Below are 12,951 nucleotides of genomic sequence, written 5' to 3'. Positions count from 1 at the left end.
GGCGACCCGGAACGGACTCGAACCGTCGACCTCCAGCGTGACAGGCTGGCGTGCTAACCGACTGCACCACCGGGCCAGGGAACGAAAGGGATTATAACAGATTCTTTTCGATTTGTAAAGAGGTTTTTCAAAAAATTTTTCAAATGGCGTTGAGTAGCTACTGGGGTACGAATCCCCGTTGTAGGGGGCGATGCCCTCATCGCCCCGCAGGGTATGGTGTCAGAGTGGTCGGAAAAGCGGACCCGTCCATTCCGTCGGACCCCCGGGCCGATGTGGGCATCGGCCCCTACGCTCTGGAACGCGTAGCTGTTCCGTAGGGAAAGCCTGTACTGCCCCTCATCCGACTTGCCTGCGGCGAGCCACCATCGCTTTTTATGGTATAGCTGCCACTGGCAGCTATTTTATTAATTAGATTCGCTGCGCGACGCACCGCCCCAGGGGAAGGCTTTTTTATGGGCGGCAGGTTCTGCCGCCCATGTTGGGCTTTTCTGTTTTCTTACGGCATGGCCAGCTGCGCCTGATCCAGCAGCAGGCGGTCTGCCAGACGGGAAACAAAGGCCGCATTGCTGGGCCGCGGGATGGTACCGGTATTGTCTGCCTGAAAAACTGTTGACCACACTTCATCGCTGCGCCTTTCCCATGCCTGCTGGATGGCGTTGCGGATGGAGCGCTCCACCTGTGAGGACGTGCAGCCGAACTGCCGGGCCACACCGGGGTACAGTTCCTTGGTAATGGACTGCATGGGGTTTTCCACCATCAGCAGCACTGCCTCCCGCAGATAGGCATAGCCTCTGAGTTTTGTGGGGATCCCCAAGGAAACCAGCAGATTGGAAACATGGGTTTTCGCATCCGGGGCACTGAGCACAGGCCGGGGCTTCTGCTCGCTCAGATCCCGCACCCGGTTGACAATGGCCTGAATGCTGCAGGGCTTTACCATCAGGTAATCCACCCCAAGTCTGGTTGTCGTACTGACAACGTAATCGTTGACAAGGCGGGTGGTGGCAAGGACGGTGGGCCGGATCCCGGAATTGTTCAACGCCTGCAGAAGACTGATGCCATCCAGCTCCGGCAGCATCAGATCCATGATCAGAATGTCCGGGGTGACGGTTTTCGAAAGCTCCAGAGCTTCCCTGCCGGAACGGCAGGTGTGGACTCGGTAATTACCCTGCAGTGCTGATTCCAGACTGTTTCGGAAATCATCGGAACAGTCCGCAATGAGTAATGTCAAGGTTTCCACGAAAGACTCCCCCTTCTTGCAAAACGTGATTCAAGAATACCATATGGATTTGTCCATTTCAATCATACTTTTGTGACTTTTTGTCGTCATTTCTCGACACGTTTCGACAAAAGGCAAAAATTTTTGCAGGCGCGCTTTGAAACTGCGCACCTGCAAAAATGTTTTGACGCGTATTATTTACGGATTGTCGTTTGAGAATTTGTTGAAATAATCAAACCACTCCTGAAAGTTTCCCTCCTCCGGCATTGCATTTTCGGCGTTTCCGGAGCTGTCGTCCTTCTGTGGTCTTTCACCCAGAGTAATCGGAAGCGTCAGCTCCTTCCCAGCCCGGTAGACGGTGACGGTGGTCTCGTCTCCGGGGGCGTAGCCGCGGAGAATCCGGGCCAGATCGCTGAAGCTGGTGACCTTCTGGCTGCCCATGGCAATGATGATATCCTTCGCCTCAATGCCCGCCTCTGCCGCGCCGGTGCCGGACTCCACGGAGTCCACATAGGCTCCCCGGGGCAGTCCATAGGTCAGCACAGCCTCCTCGCTGACGTCCATGCCCCTGATGCCCAAATAGGCCGAACTGATATAGCCCTTTGTCCGCAGCTCATCCAGACTCTTTTTCAGATCGTCAATAGGGATGGCAAAGCCAATGCCCTCGATGGTGGCGCCGGAAGAGGAGGTTCCGGAATACTTGGCTGTGGTGATTCCCACGACCTCCCCCTTCATATTGAACAAGGGGCCGCCGGAGTTGCCGGAATTGATGGCGGCGTCGGTCTGGAGCATGGTGGTGTAGTTGTTCTCCGAAGAGATCTGGCGATTGATGCCGCTGATGTAGCCAACGGTCTGGGTCGCGTTCAAAGTACCCAGAGGATTGCCGATAGCAACGACCATATCCCCGATGATCAGCTCGCTGCTGGAGCCCAGAGTCACCGCCTGCAATCCCTCGGCGTCAACCTTCAAAAGCGCCATGTCAGCGGTAGAGTCATGGCCGATAACCGTGGCGCTGAATTCCTTATCATCCTGCGTGGTGACAGTGACGGAGGCAGCGTCCTCGACTACATGGTAATTCGTAACGATGTAGCCGTCCTCTGTCAGGATAAAGCCGGAGCCGGTGACGGTGGCCTCCATGCTCTGGCCGTTCATAGTCACCCGGGCATCGCAGGAGATGGCCACCACGCTGTCAACATTCCGGGCATAGACCTGAGCCGGGGTCAGGCCCTCCGCGGGAACAGTTCCTATCTGTGAGGCGCCATTGGAGCGGGAAAGACTGTTGACCTGGCTTTGCAGATCATCCAGCTGCCGGTTCAGCGCGGCAACGGTTCTGGCGCTCTCGGCCCTGGCCTGACCGGCCGCCAAAAAATACGTCAGCGCGCAGCTGCCTGCCAGCACTGCCGCGGCAGCCGCGGCGGCGGCGATCCGTTTGCGTGCAGGCCGTTTGGCGGACTTCCCCCGGGTATGCCGGGGCTTTTTGGGTTCCGGCTGGGGATGAGAATCGTAAAAGCCCGTATAGGGAGAATTCTCATAGGGGGACCGGGGCCGGACCGGCTGCGCCGGGGGTTCCTCCGCCCGGGTTTCATCCGACGGGGCTTCCCCTTCCGGCTGGGACGCGGGCTCCGCCGCCTGCGCTTCTTCCGTCTGAGGAACGGTTTCCGCCGTCTGGGCTTCTTCCGTCCGGGAGTCGCTCAGCCGTCCCTCCTGCCCTTCCGGCCGGGACACGGACTCTGAAACGGATTGGGAAATAACCGCGTCCTCCGGCGCAGGCTGGGCCTGTTCCTGAGGAACATCGGGGGATGTAGATTCATCAAAGCTGCACATGGCAAGCCCTCCTTATGGATATGGAATGCTTTTCCCTATCATACAGAAAAATACCGGATTCGTCAAGAAAAAGCGTCATTGCAGAGGAAAAAGTCCATCTGCAATGACGAGGCCGCGCTTACTTTCTGTGGAAGGACATGCAGTCGGTGCACTGGTCCACAGTGGGATCGCACTCATGGGTGCCCACCAGAATGGAATCCAGGGAGCAGTAGTTCTCGGTGCCGCAGTGGTTGGCGCACTGCTTTACGGTGCATTCGATGCTCTTGTTGGCATGGCAGTTCATAGAAAGATCCTCCTTGCTTTTTATATGGAACGCCTTGGCGCCCGGATATAGTTTGACCCAAAACCGCTTTGAAATACTGGTAAATTGTGGAACGCGCGCATCGTCCGCCAACTGGTATTTTTATATCGAATTCCATTGACATTTCCCGTTTGCCCATGTATAATGTATGCGGAATTTGTTGGGGAATAAGCAGAGATGGCTCTGCGCAGCATTTTCCGGAAGATTTATCGAAGACGAAACCGTCTTTTGAAAGAAAGGAAATTTGCCATGATTTACAGTGCAGAAGTACAGAATATGTGCTCCGTGGCTAAGGGCGCCTACCATGGCCCCGCTCCCATTCCCGAAGAGGGCAAGTGGGTTCAGGCCAAGGAGATCAAGGACATCAGCGGCTTTACCCATGGTATCGGCTGGTGCGCGCCTCAGCAGGGCGCCTGCAAGCTGACCCTGAACATCAAGGAGGGCGTTATTGAGGAGGCTCTGGTGGAAACCATCGGTTGCTCCGGCATGACCCATTCCGCCGCCATGGCCGCCGAGATTCTCATCGGCAAGACCATTCTGGAAGCCCTGAACACCGATCTGGTGTGCGACGCCATCAACACCGCTATGCGTGAGCTGTTCCTGCAGATCGTTTACGGCCGCAGCCAGTCCGCGTTCTCCGAGGGCGGCCTGGTCGTGGGCGCTTCTCTGGAGGATCTGGGCAAGGGCCTGCGCAGCCAGGTCGGCACCATGTTCGCCACCCGCTCCAAGGGTCCCCGCTATCTGGAGATGGCCGAGGGCTATGTTACCCGGGTCGCTCTGGACGAGGAGAACCTGATTATCGGCTATGAGTTCGTAAACCTGGGCAAGATGATGGACTTCATGAAGAAAGGCGACGACGCCAATACCGCCTACAAGAAGGCTATGGGTCACTACGGCCGCTTCGACAACGCGCCCAAGTACATCGACCCCCGTCAGGAATAAGAGGAGGACGAAACAATGGCTTTGTTTGAAAGTTACGAAAGAAGAATCGACAAGATCAACGGCGTCCTCGCTCAGTACGGCATCTCTTCCGTGGAGGAGTGCCGCGAGATCTGCCAGGCCAAGGGCTTCGATCCCTATGAAATCGTCAAGGGCATTCAGCCCATCTGCTTTGAGAACGCCTGCTGGGCTTACACCGTAGGCGCTGCCATCGCTCTGAAGAAGAACGTCAAGACCGCCGCTGAGGCCGCCGAGGCCATCGGCATCGGCCTGCAGGCTTTCTGCATCGATGGCTCCGTGGCTGAGGACCGGAAGGTCGGTCTGGGCCACGGCAACCTGGGTGCCATGCTGCTGCGGGATGAGACCAAGTGCTTCGCTTTCCTGGCCGGCCACGAGTCCTTCGCCGCCGCCGAAGGTGCCATCGGTATTGCCCGTTCCGCCAACAAGGCCCGGAAGGAGCCCCTGCGGGTCATCCTGAACGGTCTGGGCAAGGACGCCGCCCAGATCATCTCCCGGATCAACGGCTTCACCTACGTGCAGACCCAGTTCGACTACTACACCGGCGAGCTGAAGATCGTCAAGGAGTACAAGTACTCCGACGGCGAGCGGGCCGCTGTCCGCTGCTTCGGCGCCGACGACGTCCGCGAGGGCGTGGCCATCATGCACCACGAGGGCGTGGACGTTTCCATCACCGGCAACTCCACCAACCCCACCCGTTTCCAGCACCCCGTTGCCGGTACCTACAAGAAGGAGTGCATTGAGCAGGGCAAGAAGTACTTCTCCGTGGCCTCCGGCGGCGGCACGGGCCGCACGCTGCATCCTGACAACATGGCCGCCGGTCCCGCTTCCTACGGCATGACCGACACCATGGGCCGTATGCACTCCGATGCCCAGTTCGCCGGTTCCTCCTCCGTCCCCGCCCACGTGGAAATGATGGGCTTCCTGGGCATGGGCAACAACCCCATGGTCGGCGCCACCGTTTCTGTGGCTGTTGCTGTTGAGGAAGCGCTGAAGAAGTAAGCATTTCCTCCCCCAAAATGTAGGGGACGATGCCCACATCGTCCCGTCCGCATGAGATATAAGAAGCACATCCTGCCCGAGAGATCGGGTGGGATGTGCTTTTCAATTACCCTGATTCCTGATAACACTTACTTATATTGGGTGAAAGTATTGTAAATACAGAAAATTGTGGTATAATTTGCGATGATAAGAGTTGTGCAATTATTTGCGTGGGGTAATTATGGATGTAAATAGATGTTTGAAAAAGGTACTCAAGTACGGGGTAATTTATTGCATATGCATTTTGGCTGTCGCTTATTTTAGGATCAGGCCATATACCACAGAACGCCGTGAAGCAGCACGAAACGAATACAACATTGTTTATTTGAATTATGAGAGCGCTTTGGCAGATTATGAGGATGCAATCGAAGACTACCAAAAGCGGGCCAAGCAGTTCGAAACCGCTTCCATAATTGATTATAATAAGAATGTCAGCAAAAAATATGATTTAGGTGAAAGCATTGAAATGCGCGCAACAATTTCGTATAATCTAATACGAAACGGTGGAATAGGAAACGATTTTTCATACTCTGCCAATATCAACGGCAGCAGTCTTTCCAATCGGACTCAGGTAAAAATCAACTTATTTCGGAACAACACGCTCCAAATAACGATTACAGAGCATGACCCCAGCATAGACGATGTTGGAGAGAAAACGGAAACCTTTTTATTTCCTCTCGACAGGCTAAACGAAGGCACAATAAATAGTTACACAATTTACGCAAGAGAAACGCGCGGGAGGGGTGCCGGTGAATCTGCGGAGTTCAATGTAACCCTAACATTGGAACCTGTTAGAAAAATAGACTTGACCAGCAATCGTTATGTAAAGTCAAAATTCACAGAATCACGTCCCACGAAACCTACGAAACCGCTTCTCCCAACCGAGAAGGACTTTACGATTTCTGATATCTTCGCAAATGATGTAGCCTTCCATACAATTTGCGAAATTTTGGCATTGATCTTTCTTGTCCGAATTGTCTTGTTCGCGAGGCACAGTATTATAGAAGCCAGAAGGGAGCAAGAGCGATTACGCAAAATGGAGCAAGAGAAGGAACAACGTGAAATAGAAAGAGCAGAGTTTATTAAAGAACTATCAGGCCAATCTATACGGGATTTCTGCAAAGTTCCAACGAACATCTCTTTTACACAAGATAATTTGCCAAAGGACAATAACAATCGTATTTATGGGAGTTATACGGTTTACATTTCCCGAAGCGGAACTAAGTACCACAGAAAATGTGGCTGTTCATCCGCAAATATCCCATATCACCTTTTTCGTGTTCAATCCAGAGGATATGCCCCCTGCGCTCGGTGTTGTCCGCCAAATGGTGATTTGCCGCAATGGTACCGTGATTATATTGCAATGCTTGAAAAAGCCAAACGGTTAGATGTTCAGAGTTAAGCAGAATTACTTATTGTTTCAGCAACAAAGCAAATCACTAACCTTTGTGCTTTATCTTTTGTGCTAGTTGTGAAATGGTATTTTTAATGGGGGCGGCAACCTGCCGCCCGCATTCCTTTCGAAATTGAGCGTCTCGTATCGACACTCAGTCTCAAAAGCTAGCGGGCGGCAGATTGCCGCCCCTACTGGTTTTCTATTTGTGGGGCCGGGCAAACGATTTACCACCCCAGATCCTCCGACTCCGCTTTTTTCTGTCTTGTGAGCAGCTTCTGGACGGCCTCACGGGCGTCGGCGTTCTGGTAGAGCACCTGGTAGGCGGCGGTGACGATGGGCATTTCCACGCCCTGTTTCCGGCACAGTTCCCAGGCGGACCTGGTGGCATAGTAGCCCTCCACCACGGCGCCCACCTCTTCCATGGCCTCCTTAGGGGTCTTCCCCTGGCCGATGAGGATACCGGCCTGGCGGTTGCGGGAGTGGGGGCTTGTGCAGGTGACGATCAGGTCGCCCACGCCGGAGAGGCCCGCCAAAGTCTCCTTCCGGGCGCCCATGGACACACCCAGCCGGGCGATCTCCGTCAGGCCCCGGGTCATGAGCATGGCCTTGGTGTTGTCCCCGCAGCACATGCCTGTGGCCACGCCGGCGCACAGGGCGATGACATTTTTCAGCGCCCCGCCCAGCTCCGCGCCGATGGCATCCGGGCTGGTATAGACCCGGAAGTTCTCGGACATGAAGGCATCCTGGACGAATTCCGCCAGTACTCTGTCCTCGCAGGCAGCCAGGCATCCGGTGGGCACCTGGACGGCCACCTCTTCCGCGTGACAGGGGCCGGACAGAGCCACCACTCTGCGGCCGGTCTCCTGGGCCACGATCTGGCTCATACGCAGAAGCGTCCCCTCCTCAATGCCCTTGGTTACGGAGACCATAACGGCATTTCTGTCCAGATAAGGGGCCACAGCCCGGCAGACGGCGCGGATGGGAAAGGACGGAGCGGCAATAACCACCAGAGCGCAGCCCTCCACGCATTTGGGATCCGCCGTACAAAGCAGCCCATCGGGCAGCGTAATATTCTTCAGGCGGGGATTGGTCCGGCTTCTCTGAGCCAGCTCGGCCTTTTCCGGATCCCGGAACCAGAGGGAAACATCGTGGCCGTTGCGGCGCAGCTGACAGGCCAGAGCAGTACCCCAGGCGCCGGCGCCGATGACTGCTGTTTTCACTGCTTCTCCTCCTTCTTCCGGAAGAAGTCGGTCTTCCGCTCCTGCCCTTTAATCAGGCGGCGGATATTCTCCCGATGGAGGAAAACGGCCAGCGCCGCCAGAACCCCGGACAGAATCAGCACAAAGGGACGGCCGGGGTAGAACAGGGCGAAGCAGACAAAAAAGCAAACCGAGCCAAGGATTGAGCCAAGCGACACATACTTTGTGGGGAAATAGGCCAGGCAGAACACCAGCAGCATGATCAGCGCAATGCGCCAGTCCGTTGTCAGCGCCGCGGCAAAGCCGCAGACAATGCCCTTCCCCCCATGGAAGCCCAGCAGAGCCGGAAAATCATGGCCCAGCGTAACGGCCAGGCCGCCCAGAAGCATGCCCTCGGTGCGATAGCCGTATTTTCCCAGCAGCCAGCTGCCCAGCAGGCAGGCTGCCGCGGCCTTCAGGCCGTCAATGAGAATGACGAACAGGGAGTTGGCTTTGCCGTAGCTGCGGAAAAAGTTGGTAAAGCCCGCGTTGCCGCTGCCGTGGCGGCGGACATCGTCCTTTTCCACCAGCTTGGAGAGCAGAACGGCTCCGTTGATGTTGCCCAGCAGATAGCCCAGCACACACACCAGCAAAATGGAAACGGCCATAGCTTATTCCTCCTTGTCGCCCTTCTGACGGATGGTGATCCGAATGGGAGTGCCCTGCAGGCCGAAGACCTCCCGGATCTGGTTTTCCAGATACCGCTGATAGGAGAAGTGGAACAGCCTTGCGTCGTTGCAGAAAATGATGAAGTGGGGGGGCTTGGAGCTGGCCTGGGTCATATAGTAGATCTTCAGGCGGCGGCCCTTGTCCGTGGGCGGCTGGACCCGGGCGGTGGCATCTGCCAGCACGGCGTTCAGATTGCCGGTGGTGATGCGGCTGGTATTCTGCCTGTGGACCTCCTGAATGGTCTCAAACAGCCGGTCGCACCGGGCGCCGGTCAGGGCGGAGAGGAAGATGACCGGGGCATAGAGCATATAGCTCAGGCCCTTGCGGACGTCGGCCTCCATATCCCGCATGGTGTTGGTCTCCTTGTCGGCCACAGCGTCCCACTTGTTGACCACGATAATGGCGGCCTTGCCCGCCTCGTGGACCAGGCCCGCGATCTTGGTGTCCTGCTCGGTGACGCCCTCGTTGGCGTCAATGAGAATCAGGCACACGTCCGCCCGGTCGATAGCGCTGACGGAACGCATATTGGAGTACTTTTCAATGGCATCGTCCACCTTGCTCTTCCGGCGCATACCGGCAGTGTCGATGAAGCAGTACTTTCCGGTTTCGTTCTCGTAATAAGAGTCGATGGCGTCCCGGGTGGTTCCGGCAACGTTGGAGACGATAACGCGCTCCTCACCCAGGATTCGGTTCAGCAGGCTGGACTTGCCCACATTGGGCTTGCCCACGATGGCGACCTTAATTACATCGTCATCCTCTTCCTCGCCGTCGTCCGCGGGGATATTTTGCAGCACCCAGTCCAGCAGATCGCCGGTACCGTGACCGTGGACGGCGGAGGTCTCGAACAGGTCGCCGATACCCAGGCAGTAGAATTCGTACACATCCGGGTTCACGGGGCCAACGGAATCGCACTTGTTGACAGCCAGAGCCACGGGCTTTCCGGACTTACGCAGCAGAGTGGCCACGTCCTGATCCGCCGCGGTAACGCCGCTGCGGACGTCCGCGACCATGATAATGGCATCCGCCAGTTCAATGCCGATCTCCGCCTGACGGCGCATGAATTTCAGCATATCGTTGTCGGTGCTGGGCTCGATACCGCCGGTATCTACCAGGGAGAAGGTGCGGCCGCACCATTCGCAGTCTCCATAGATCCGGTCCCGGGTCACGCCGGGGGTGTCCTCCACAATGGAGGTACGCTGACCGGTGAGCTTGTTAAACAGCATAGACTTGCCCACATTGGGGCGGCCCACAATGGCAACCAGAGGTTTTGCCATGAGCAACACGTCCTTTCTTCTATCAAAGGGTTTTCGTTATTATGCCATACTTCCGGCTGAAAAGCAATGGAAGGATGGCTTCATTTTCTATTTATTTACAACCCGCAAAGCCGAAAAACCTTCCCTGAGCAGGGAGGAGGGGCGTATGCAGCGCGGCGGCAGGGCTTTGCGGCTCTGTCAGTCTCACGACAAATTCACTTGAGACCTTGATAGGCGCTTGCCGCACTTTGTCCAGTCGATGCTACTGCCTGAGCAGGATCTCATTGTTCCCCGGCTGCCGCATGGCATACAGCGCTTCAAACTCCGCGATCACATCTGCACGGGGGCGAATCATTCCGGGAAAGTGGCTGACAAGGAGATCGGGGGCGGTCAGTTTTTTGAGAACCGCAAGCAGATCATGCACCAGCTGGACGCTGAATGTGTATGCCCCATTTTTCGTTTTGCAGTACAGCGCGTCCCCTACAAAGGCATAGCGTCCGTCCACCTCCAGCCCCAGGCAGCCCTTGCAGTGGCTGGAGGGGAGCGGAAAGAGGTGCAGCGCGCCAAAATATAGATCCCCGGTTACCACTGTCCCCATTCCTGTATGCCGCCGCGTTTCACCGGAAACATAGAAACTTTGAATGTTCAGCTTTTGCAGATTTCCAGTGTGATCCTCATGAAAATGGGAGAGGACGACATTGTATTTCCCGGTCAGGTTCGCGATTGCCTGCGGGTCGTTTCCAACATCATACAGCCATGTCCCTGCGCCATCCCGGATGATCCCAATATCCGCTGAGAGGGGAGCCTCAGTGGCGGGAATATAGCTGATGTTGTCGCTGATTCGGCATGTTTCCATGTCCATTGCCCTCCATCTTTATCTGTCCGGATTTCCGTGATACAGGACAGCCAAAAAGCCGTCGCCGTCCTCCATGATCTCCCGCCGGACGGATGGAGGGATGATCTGCATGATTTCCTCCCGGCTGTACGGATGAAAGACCATCCCCGTCCATTTTCCGCCGGTATAGACGAAATCGCCGTCTGCATTTACGGCATGGGGCTCCCGGCAATATTCTTCGTCCGGGGCATCCAGCGTGGCAATTAAAATCCCGCCCGGCTTCAGAATGCGAAGCAGTTCCGGTATGGCAAGTTCTGCATCCTGCTTCCCAATGTGATCCAGCACGTCCCTGCATACAATGGCATCAAAACAGCCGGAGGGGTATCCAGTGCTGCAAACCTCTGCCGTTTTTAATCTGGCAGTGGGTGCATGCTCCCTGGCAATTTCGACCGCGTCCGTTGAAAGATCAAAACCATCCACTGTGAAGCCGCTTGCAAGCAGCTTTGCAGCATAAATTCCGCATCCGCACCCGGCATCGCACACTGATTTCGCATGGTAGTTTTGCAAAATCCCGATGATCTTATCCGGTGTAGGGGAGACGGCCTTGCCGTATTCCGCAATGCGATCCCGGTTGACGGCTTTCCAGGATTCTTGCCAGAAATTTTGACGCATCTTCATAACCTCGCTGCAATTTCCAGGGCAATTCGCAGATATTTTTCGTGGCTGGAGGCGGGTCTTGCACCCAGCGTGCGGGGTTCCCATTTCTCACCGTCCAGGCAATCATCGGCGTAGAAGAACTGATAGACCGGGACCCCTCTGAATTGACCTGCTGCCATGACGGAGGCACACTCCATGTCTACTGCAATGCAGCCGTCGGCTTTGCGTTTTTCCATGTTGCTCCGGGTTTCCCGGTAAAATGCATCGGTCGTCCACACCCTGCCGGAAACACAGGGCAGATGGAGCTCCTCCACGATCTCCGGAAAATCCTCCACCTCGCGGAAAGAGCGCTGCCGGCTGACCTCTATCAGTTCTTCAGAATCCGGATCGAATGTGTCAAATAGGCTCATATATACCTCCCCAAATAGCAAAAAGTGCAGACTGAAGTCTGCACTGCATCTGCGAAAAGCCAAAAATCAGACAAAAGAGCAGGGAGCGAAACTTCGGACAAAATACTGTGCATTGCACATCATAAGCATCATAAATTATCGCTCCTCTCATTTATTTCTGGCAACATGGTAACATATTCAAAAGGGCTTGTCAATGCGCAGTATTCAACCGACCAGCTTCGGGGGCAAGTTTTCACCCATTCCTTCGCAGACTGCAAAGAAATGGGCGGATAAATTGAAAATGATTATACTTTCTGTTTCATTTGGGAAATCAAAGTATCCGCGTGCCGTTAAAAGGAAAAAGAGGAAGGCAATCAAGACCTTCCTCTGTGTTTCCTGCTTTTGCCTTACTCAGCCTCAACAGCCAGAACCTGACGGCCATTGTAGGTGCCGCAAGCCTTGCAAGCTCTGTGGGGCATTACGGGCTCACCGCACTTGGGGCAAACCGCAACGCTGGGAGCGGAGAGCTTCCAGTTGGAGCCACGGCGCTTATCGCGGCGGGCCTTGGACACTTTACACTTAGGGACAGCCATGGTGACACCTCCTTGGTAGAACTGCTTTTCACAGCATCAATATGGATTTACTTCTCAAGAAGCTGCTCTAAAGCAGCAAATCGGGGATCGAGCTCCTTCCGGCAATTGCAGGGACCATCGTTCAGGTTTTTGCCGCACTTGGGACAAATCCCCTTGCAATCCTCCTTACAAAGCAGCTTGGAATCCAGATTCAGCACGAACACAGTCCGCACAATGTCATCCAGATCGGCGCTGTCTCCCTCCAGAGGGAATACCCACTCGTCTTCGTTTTCTTCGCTGGCCAGCTCCGTCACAAGGACAACGTCAATGGGAAACTCGACCTTTCGGTCAAACTCTCCGGCGCACCGGTCGCAAATGCCGTGGATCGTGGTATGGAGGCTGCCCTGCATAACAAGAACACCCGCGGTATTGCGCACGGTTCCTTCTGCCTGGACCGGTTCGGAAACCGGGAAGCTGACACCGTAGCGAAGATCGCTCAGATCCACGCTGGTGGAAAAGGGAAGAGACGCGCCGGGACAGTCAATGATCTTGGAAAGCCCCAACAGCATAATCTTCCCCCCTCTCAAAGTCGTGCTAACGTAT

15 protein-coding genes and 1 tRNA gene are annotated in these 12,951 nt (G+C 55.5%); 4 read left to right on the top strand and 12 right to left on the bottom strand.

Annotated elements, in window-relative coordinates; translation table 11 throughout:
• Positions 1 to 2 precede the first annotated feature (2 nt).
• From KQI10_RS03890 to KQI10_RS03875, 4 genes are all read right to left on the bottom strand, one after another.
• A tRNA-Asp gene (locus KQI10_RS03890) sits at positions 3 to 76 on the bottom strand.
• 420 nt (positions 77 to 496) lie between these two features.
• On the bottom strand, positions 497 to 1,237 hold the full coding sequence (locus KQI10_RS03885) for a sporulation initiation factor Spo0A C-terminal domain-containing protein (RefSeq protein WP_216566097.1): 741 nt from the start codon (positions 1,235 to 1,237) through the stop codon (positions 497 to 499).
• Positions 1,238 to 1,414: 177 nt separating this feature from the next.
• Positions 1,415 to 3,040: a S1C family serine protease gene (locus tag KQI10_RS03880; RefSeq protein ID WP_216566096.1), complete on the bottom strand. Its 1,626-nt coding sequence runs from the start codon at positions 3,038 to 3,040 to the stop codon at positions 1,415 to 1,417.
• A 118-nt stretch (positions 3,041 to 3,158) separates the two neighbouring features.
• On the bottom strand, positions 3,159 to 3,323 hold the full coding sequence (locus KQI10_RS03875; RefSeq protein ID WP_216566095.1) for a DUF1540 domain-containing protein: 165 nt from the start codon (positions 3,321 to 3,323) through the stop codon (positions 3,159 to 3,161).
• Positions 3,324 to 3,590: 267 nt separating this feature from the next.
• On the opposite strand from KQI10_RS03875, the gene KQI10_RS03870 reads away from it, so the two are divergent.
• The 3 genes from KQI10_RS03870 (at position 3,591) to KQI10_RS03860 (ending at position 6,741) form a co-directional block, all read left to right on the top strand.
• Entirely contained in the window at positions 3,591 to 4,283 is a 693-nt protein-coding gene (locus tag KQI10_RS03870; RefSeq protein ID WP_216566094.1) for an iron-sulfur cluster assembly scaffold protein, read from the top strand.
• 15 nt (positions 4,284 to 4,298) lie between these two features.
• The gene (locus KQI10_RS03865) at positions 4,299 to 5,300 is read left to right on the top strand and encodes a GGGtGRT protein (RefSeq protein WP_216566093.1); all 1,002 of its coding nucleotides are present in this window, start codon (positions 4,299 to 4,301) and stop codon (positions 5,298 to 5,300) included.
• A gap of 238 nt (positions 5,301 to 5,538) precedes the next feature.
• A complete protein-coding gene (locus tag KQI10_RS03860; RefSeq protein WP_216566092.1) occupies positions 5,539 to 6,741 on the top strand; it encodes a hypothetical protein in 1,203 nt (400 codons plus the stop codon).
• Positions 6,742 to 6,959: 218 nt separating this feature from the next.
• On the opposite strand, the gene KQI10_RS03855 is transcribed toward KQI10_RS03860, so the two are convergent.
• The 3 genes from KQI10_RS03855 to der are packed head-to-tail and all read right to left on the bottom strand — an operon-like array spanning position 6,960 to position 9,916.
• Positions 6,960 to 7,955, bottom strand: coding sequence for an NAD(P)H-dependent glycerol-3-phosphate dehydrogenase (locus tag KQI10_RS03855; protein ID WP_216566091.1), 996 nt, complete (start codon positions 7,953 to 7,955; stop codon positions 6,960 to 6,962).
• Positions 7,952 to 8,581: a glycerol-3-phosphate acyltransferase gene (locus tag KQI10_RS03850; protein WP_216566090.1), complete on the bottom strand. Its 630-nt coding sequence runs from the start codon at positions 8,579 to 8,581 to the stop codon at positions 7,952 to 7,954. Before KQI10_RS03850 ends, KQI10_RS03855 begins: the two co-directional genes overlap by 4 nt.
• Positions 8,582 to 8,584: 3 nt before the next feature.
• Positions 8,585 to 9,916, bottom strand: coding sequence for a ribosome biogenesis GTPase Der (gene der, locus KQI10_RS03845; RefSeq protein WP_216566089.1), 1,332 nt, complete (start codon positions 9,914 to 9,916; stop codon positions 8,585 to 8,587).
• Here der and KQI10_RS03840 point away from each other — a divergent pair.
• Positions 9,915 to 10,118 carry a hypothetical protein gene (locus tag KQI10_RS03840; RefSeq protein ID WP_216566088.1) on the top strand — a complete coding sequence of 68 codons (204 nt, stop codon included), beginning with the start codon at positions 9,915 to 9,917 and terminating at the stop codon, positions 10,116 to 10,118. The genes der and KQI10_RS03840 overlap by 2 nt on opposite strands.
• Positions 10,119 to 10,157: 39 nt before the next feature.
• Here KQI10_RS03840 and KQI10_RS03835 read toward each other — a convergent pair whose 3' ends face one another.
• The 5 genes from KQI10_RS03835 to KQI10_RS03815 all read right to left on the bottom strand — a co-directional run bounded on the left by KQI10_RS03835 (position 10,158) and on the right by KQI10_RS03815 (position 12,917).
• Positions 10,158 to 10,751 (bottom strand): hypothetical protein, encoded by a 594-nt coding sequence (locus KQI10_RS03835; protein WP_216566087.1) that lies wholly within the window; start codon positions 10,749 to 10,751, stop codon positions 10,158 to 10,160.
• Between the two features lie 18 nt (positions 10,752 to 10,769).
• Positions 10,770 to 11,402 (bottom strand): class I SAM-dependent methyltransferase, encoded by a 633-nt coding sequence (locus tag KQI10_RS03830; RefSeq protein WP_216566086.1) that lies wholly within the window; start codon positions 11,400 to 11,402, stop codon positions 10,770 to 10,772.
• Positions 11,403 to 11,404: 2 nt separating this feature from the next.
• Positions 11,405 to 11,797: a hypothetical protein gene (locus KQI10_RS03825; RefSeq protein WP_216566085.1), complete on the bottom strand. Its 393-nt coding sequence runs from the start codon at positions 11,795 to 11,797 to the stop codon at positions 11,405 to 11,407.
• A 386-nt stretch (positions 11,798 to 12,183) separates the two neighbouring features.
• A complete protein-coding gene (gene rpmF, locus KQI10_RS03820) occupies positions 12,184 to 12,369 on the bottom strand; it encodes a 50S ribosomal protein L32 (RefSeq protein ID WP_216566084.1) in 186 nt (61 codons plus the stop codon).
• Positions 12,370 to 12,416: 47 nt separating this feature from the next.
• Complete coding sequence (locus KQI10_RS03815; protein WP_216566083.1) at positions 12,417 to 12,917, bottom strand: DUF177 domain-containing protein; 501 nt, start codon at positions 12,915 to 12,917, stop codon at positions 12,417 to 12,419.
• Positions 12,918 to 12,951 lie beyond the last annotated feature (34 nt).

Origin of the sequence: Pseudoflavonifractor sp. MSJ-30 (genome assembly GCF_018918045.1) — a bacterium.
GTDB lineage: Bacteria > Bacillota > Clostridia > Oscillospirales > Oscillospiraceae > Faecousia.
The sequence above is the reverse complement of the archived record's forward strand: the minus strand, read 5'-3'. Positions and strand labels throughout refer to the sequence as shown.

What these genes read in the sequence shown, in the direction of transcription:
- KQI10_RS03880 (WP_216566096.1), bottom strand. Translation starts at nt 3,040, where the DNA reads ATGTGCAGCTTTGATGAATCTACATCCCCCGATGTTCCTCAGGAACAG.
- KQI10_RS03875 (WP_216566095.1), bottom strand. Translation starts at nt 3,323, where the DNA reads ATGAACTGCCATGCCAACAAGAGCATCGAATGCACCGTAAAGCAGTGC.
- KQI10_RS03870 (WP_216566094.1), top strand. Translation starts at nt 3,591, where the DNA reads ATGATTTACAGTGCAGAAGTACAGAATATGTGCTCCGTGGCTAAGGGC.
- KQI10_RS03865 (WP_216566093.1), top strand. Translation starts at nt 4,299, where the DNA reads ATGGCTTTGTTTGAAAGTTACGAAAGAAGAATCGACAAGATCAACGGC.
- KQI10_RS03850 (WP_216566090.1), bottom strand. Translation starts at nt 8,581, where the DNA reads ATGGCCGTTTCCATTTTGCTGGTGTGTGTGCTGGGCTATCTGCTGGGC.
- KQI10_RS03840 (WP_216566088.1), top strand. Translation starts at nt 9,915, where the DNA reads ATGAGCAACACGTCCTTTCTTCTATCAAAGGGTTTTCGTTATTATGCC.
- der (WP_216566089.1), bottom strand. Translation starts at nt 9,916, where the DNA reads ATGGCAAAACCTCTGGTTGCCATTGTGGGCCGCCCCAATGTGGGCAAG.
- KQI10_RS03835 (WP_216566087.1), bottom strand. Translation starts at nt 10,751, where the DNA reads ATGGAAACATGCCGAATCAGCGACAACATCAGCTATATTCCCGCCACT.
- KQI10_RS03830 (WP_216566086.1), bottom strand. Translation starts at nt 11,402, where the DNA reads ATGCGTCAAAATTTCTGGCAAGAATCCTGGAAAGCCGTCAACCGGGAT.
- KQI10_RS03825 (WP_216566085.1), bottom strand. Translation starts at nt 11,797, where the DNA reads ATGAGCCTATTTGACACATTCGATCCGGATTCTGAAGAACTGATAGAG.
- rpmF (WP_216566084.1), bottom strand. Translation starts at nt 12,369, where the DNA reads ATGGCTGTCCCTAAGTGTAAAGTGTCCAAGGCCCGCCGCGATAAGCGC.
- KQI10_RS03815 (WP_216566083.1), bottom strand. Translation starts at nt 12,917, where the DNA reads ATGCTGTTGGGGCTTTCCAAGATCATTGACTGTCCCGGCGCGTCTCTT.